Source organism: Kitasatospora kazusensis, from assembly GCF_039529945.1.
In the GTDB taxonomy this organism is placed as follows: Bacteria; Actinomycetota; Actinomycetes; order Streptomycetales; family Streptomycetaceae; genus Kitasatospora; species Kitasatospora kazusensis.
In genome coordinates, this window is record NZ_BAAANT010000105.1 from 1 (window position 1) to 3,948 (window position 3,948).

The 3,948-nt window shown below is 68.1% G+C and carries 5 protein-coding genes; 2 read left to right on the forward strand and 3 right to left on the reverse strand.

The window, feature by feature from the left end; genetic code table 11:
- Together ABD330_RS32025 and ABD330_RS32030 are read left to right on the forward strand one after the other, a co-directional pair.
- Nucleotides 1–1,102 (forward strand): LCP family protein (locus ABD330_RS32025; protein ID WP_344469829.1); only part of this gene is annotated, 1,102 nt, incomplete at its 5' end.
- Between the two features lie 300 nt (nucleotides 1,103–1,402).
- Nucleotides 1,403–1,888, forward strand: coding sequence for a serine O-acetyltransferase (locus tag ABD330_RS32030; protein WP_344469830.1), 486 nt, complete (start codon nucleotides 1,403–1,405; stop codon nucleotides 1,886–1,888).
- A gap of 20 nt (nucleotides 1,889–1,908) precedes the next feature.
- Here ABD330_RS32030 and ABD330_RS32035 read toward each other — a convergent pair whose 3' ends face one another.
- From ABD330_RS32035 to ABD330_RS32045, 3 genes are all read right to left on the reverse strand, one after another.
- Entirely contained in the window at nucleotides 1,909–2,115 is a 207-nt protein-coding gene (locus tag ABD330_RS32035; protein WP_344469831.1) for a hypothetical protein, read from the reverse strand.
- 319 nt (nucleotides 2,116–2,434) lie between these two features.
- Nucleotides 2,435–3,268 carry a helix-turn-helix domain-containing protein gene (locus ABD330_RS32040; RefSeq protein WP_344469832.1) on the reverse strand — a complete coding sequence of 278 codons (834 nt, stop codon included), beginning with the start codon at nucleotides 3,266–3,268 and terminating at the stop codon, nucleotides 2,435–2,437.
- Complete coding sequence (locus ABD330_RS32045) at nucleotides 3,265–3,780, reverse strand: DUF6879 family protein (protein WP_344469833.1); 516 nt, start codon at nucleotides 3,778–3,780, stop codon at nucleotides 3,265–3,267. Before ABD330_RS32045 ends, ABD330_RS32040 begins: the two co-directional genes overlap by 4 nt.
- Between the last annotated feature and the right edge of the window lie 168 nt (nucleotides 3,781–3,948).

Consider the following 3,948-nt stretch of genomic DNA (forward strand, 5'->3'; position numbering starts at 1 on the left):
GGGCACCGGCCAGCCGGGCGGCGGGCCGGGCGGACCCGGTGGCCCCGGTGGCCCCGGGCGGCCGGGCCAGCCGGGCGGTCCCGGCGCGCCGGTGCGGCCGTCGGGCGCGGGCCGGTCCCGCTGGCCGCGCCGCCGGAAGATCAAGGTGGCCGCGCTCGCCGTGGTCACCGCCCTGCTGGTGACCGGCGTCGGCACGTACTTCTGGGCCGACTCCAAGCTCAACCACGAGAACGTGCTCGCCTCGTACCAGGGCCGCCCGGCCGCCGGGAAGGGCACCAACTGGCTGATCGTCGGCTCGGACAGCCGGGACGGGCTGACCGACGGCCAGAAGGACTCCCTGCACACGGGTTCCGACTCGGGCAAGCGCAGCGACTCGATGATGATCCTGCACATCGGCGACGGCGGTAACACCCTGATGAGCATCCCGCGCGACTCCTGGGTGCCGATCCCCGCCCACCTGAACACCGACGGCAGCGGCAGGACCGTCCCCGCCACCACCTCGAAGATCAACGCGGCCTTCAACAACGGCGGCGGCCGGCTGCTGGTGGAGACGGTCGAGACCAACACGGGTATCCACATCGACCACTACGCCGAGATCGGCTTCGCCGGGTTCGTGGGCATCGTGGACTCGGTCGGCGGCGTGGACATGTGCATCGACCAGGCCATCTCCGACAAGGACTCGGGGCTCAACCTGAAGGCCGGCTGCCAGACGCTGAACGGCGCCCAGTCGCTGGCCTTCGTCCGGCAGCGGCACCAGATGGCCGACCAGGACCTCGGCCGGATGCGCAACCAGCAGAAGTTCCTGGGCGCGCTGGCCAAGCAGGCGGCCTCCCCGGCCACGGTGCTGAACCCGTTCACCTTCTACCCGCTGGTCAGCTCGGGGCTGGGCACGCTGATCGTGGACGACGACGCCGGGCTCACCGACCTGGGCTCGCTGTTCATGGCGATGAAGTCCGTCACCGGCGGCGGCGGGAAGAGCATCACCGTCCCGATCGGCAACGCCGACTACCACACCTCGACCGGCGAGTCCGCGGTCAAGTGGGACCCGGTCAAGTCCAAGCAGGTCTTCGACGCCATCAAGAACGACACCGCGGTTCCGTAAGACGCCGCCGGACCGGACCGGCCGTGAAGCCGTGCCGAACCGGACAGGCCGTGAAGCCGTGCCGGACCGGCCCCGGAGCACGGAAGGGTGGCTCCGTACACCCGTACGGCGCAGCTTGCGAAGGCCTCCCGTGCGCCTTCCGCACGCCGGGCGCTCCGGGCGCGCACTCTGGTCCGTGAGTGGCAGCGCGCGGTGCGGCGGCGGCTCCGGGGCAAGCCGTGCCCCGGAGCCGCCGTCATCGCCGAAGGCCCGGCGCGTCCTTGATCCACTGTCGGCGGACCGTCGGCCACACTGTGCCGCATGTCTCTGGTGACGTCCCTGATCTACCGCCGCCGCCACCCCCTGTTCGGGCGGGTGGTGCAGGAAGCCCTGGCGCTGTACGGGGTCGAGGTCCCGGCCGCGGCCGAGATCGGCCCCGGGCTGACGGTGTTCCACCGCGGCTTCGGGACGGTCCTGCACCCGTACACCACGCTCGGCGCCGACGTCACGCTCTACAACGGCGTCACCATCGGGCGGGCCGACCCGTGGGTGCCGCAGGAGCTGAGCCCGATGCGGCGGGTGGTCCTGGAGGACGGCGTGGTGGTCTGCGCCGGCGCGAAGATCATCTGCAAGCGGGGCGTGCTCACCGTCGGCGCCGGCACCGTGGTGGGCGCCAACGCCGTGCTCACCACCTCCACCGGCCCGAACGAGATCTGGGCCGGCCTGCCCGCCCGCCTGGTCGGCACCCGTGCCGCAACGCCGCAGGGCCGGGCCGACAGTGTCGGCGAGGCCCTGCGGCACGCTTGACGCCGAAGCAGCGACCGGCTTCAACCACGGCTCGCCGACCACGAGTTGAAGCCGCCCGGTTGGTCGTCGGGCGGGATCAGGTCGCGCAGCTTCGTGATCGACTCCCGTCCGCCCTTGAGCGGCCGGACGAACACGCCGAACGCGTGCACCGACATGACCTTGACGGCTCGGCCCGAACGCCGGTCGTAGGCCGTCTGCCCCTCCTGCGGGGTCCACGCGTCGGTCATTTCCCGACCTGCGTCCCGATCCACTCCAGTGCCGGCCGGATACCGGGGAACCGGAGCTGACCGCCGGTTTCCGGACTGCGCACGAATGAGGGCCCCTCACCCGCGTATCCGCGATCGACCACGCCCCACGCTTCCACGCAGGGGCTGTCTCTGACGACCCTGTTGGGCAGCGGTTGGACCGCGTAGCGTGGGCGGACAGGAACATGGCGCACTGCTGCAGACATCGGCACTCCGTGGCGTCTGGCGTCCGGTGGTCGGAATGCCAAGCTAGGGCAATTTCCAGCAGTGCGACAACGGTATTCCCGCCCATGAATAAAGATCACCGGCGATACGCCATGGACCACTCGCCGAGCTGACGGCGGGCATCCTCGCCGAATACCGCACACCCTTCGAATGCCGAGAAGATTTCGCCGTACTGCTGAATATCCCTCGGATCCTGAAAGACGATGCGCCCCGTGAAGGTCTCGGCAGTGGCCAGCCGGTCATCGTAGATCGTGAATGTATTCATCGGTCCGCGAGTCAGAAGCAGGCCGTGCGGGATCACCCCGAGGCGGACGGACGGGAGGTACGTCAATGAAGCGAGACGGTCGATCTGCACGGCCATCGCGGCAGGCGGGAGCAGTGCCCACCTGACCGCCTGTTCCGTCAGGAGGAACGTGAAGGACTTCGATTCGTCGTAAAGGACCGCCTGACGTTCGATCTTTCTGCTGACGACAGCAGTCTTGTCACCAGGGGAATGACCCAGGCTGGCGCGCACGTACTCGGGCGTTGCCAGCAGGCCGGTGACCATCGCCGGCAGGAAGTATCGCAGCTCTGTGGCGCCGGCCTCCAGGGCCGACAGCTCGGCCTGTCGCTTTTCGATCCCCCGCCGCCAGGACGAGCGCTTGTCCTGCCACTCGGTATTCGCAACCCTGGCGAGTGATGCGACCTCCCGGATCACGCTCCTCGGCGCATCGAGCGCCCTCAGAATGCGCTCCACGTCGACCAGGCTTGCTGTTACCCTGCCGGTTTCGATCTTACTGATTTTGCTCTGACTGATACCACAACGCACTGAAAGCCGGTCTCCCGTGAGACCGGCTTGCAGGCGCAGATTTCTCAGCATCTCGGCAAGATCCTGCCTGGAGCGGCCGAGCTGGTCGGGATCGAGCGTCACCCGTGCTCTTTCAGATAGTCGAAGAAGGGCACTGAATTCTCGATCGCCGTCTTCTTCAGCCTCTGATGCTCGACAGCCCTGCCGACAAGCAGCTCCCGGTTGATCTGCGTCCCGTCCGGGCGGAAGTTCAGCTGGACGACGGAGCTGTCGTCGAACATCCACCAATCCTGATCCGGGAGTCCGAAATCCTGATCGGTGGCATCCAGGATTCGAATGTTCTCCCCTGCTGCGATGTTCCCGGGGATTCCCCATGCGAATTGATAACGCTGATAGTCGGTGAGCGGCCGGCGCACCACCCGGACGCGACCGATGGTTCGGCCGGCGGACACGAAGCCCCGCACCCGTGTGTGCCAGGCTGCGTTGTGGCCTGCGGGCTTCGACTCACCACGCAGGAAGCGCGCGACGTTGTCGGCCTCGCGGGGCATGGTGTACGTCGGCTGAGCCTCAAGCCGGAAGGCGTCGTGCTGAAAGCCGTCGAAGTGCCTGCGCCACTGGTCACCATCCAAGAGCACGGACGGCCTCCTCAAGGACGTGCCGAGGGATCTCCACCGCCGACTCGCCGGTGGGCACCTTGAGGGCCGCAAAGTACTGAAGTTGAACTCGTGATGTCGCTCGGATGGGTGAAGCAGTAGCGTTCACCTGCCTGCGGAGGGCCGGTCCCGGTAGTCATGTGCTGTGAG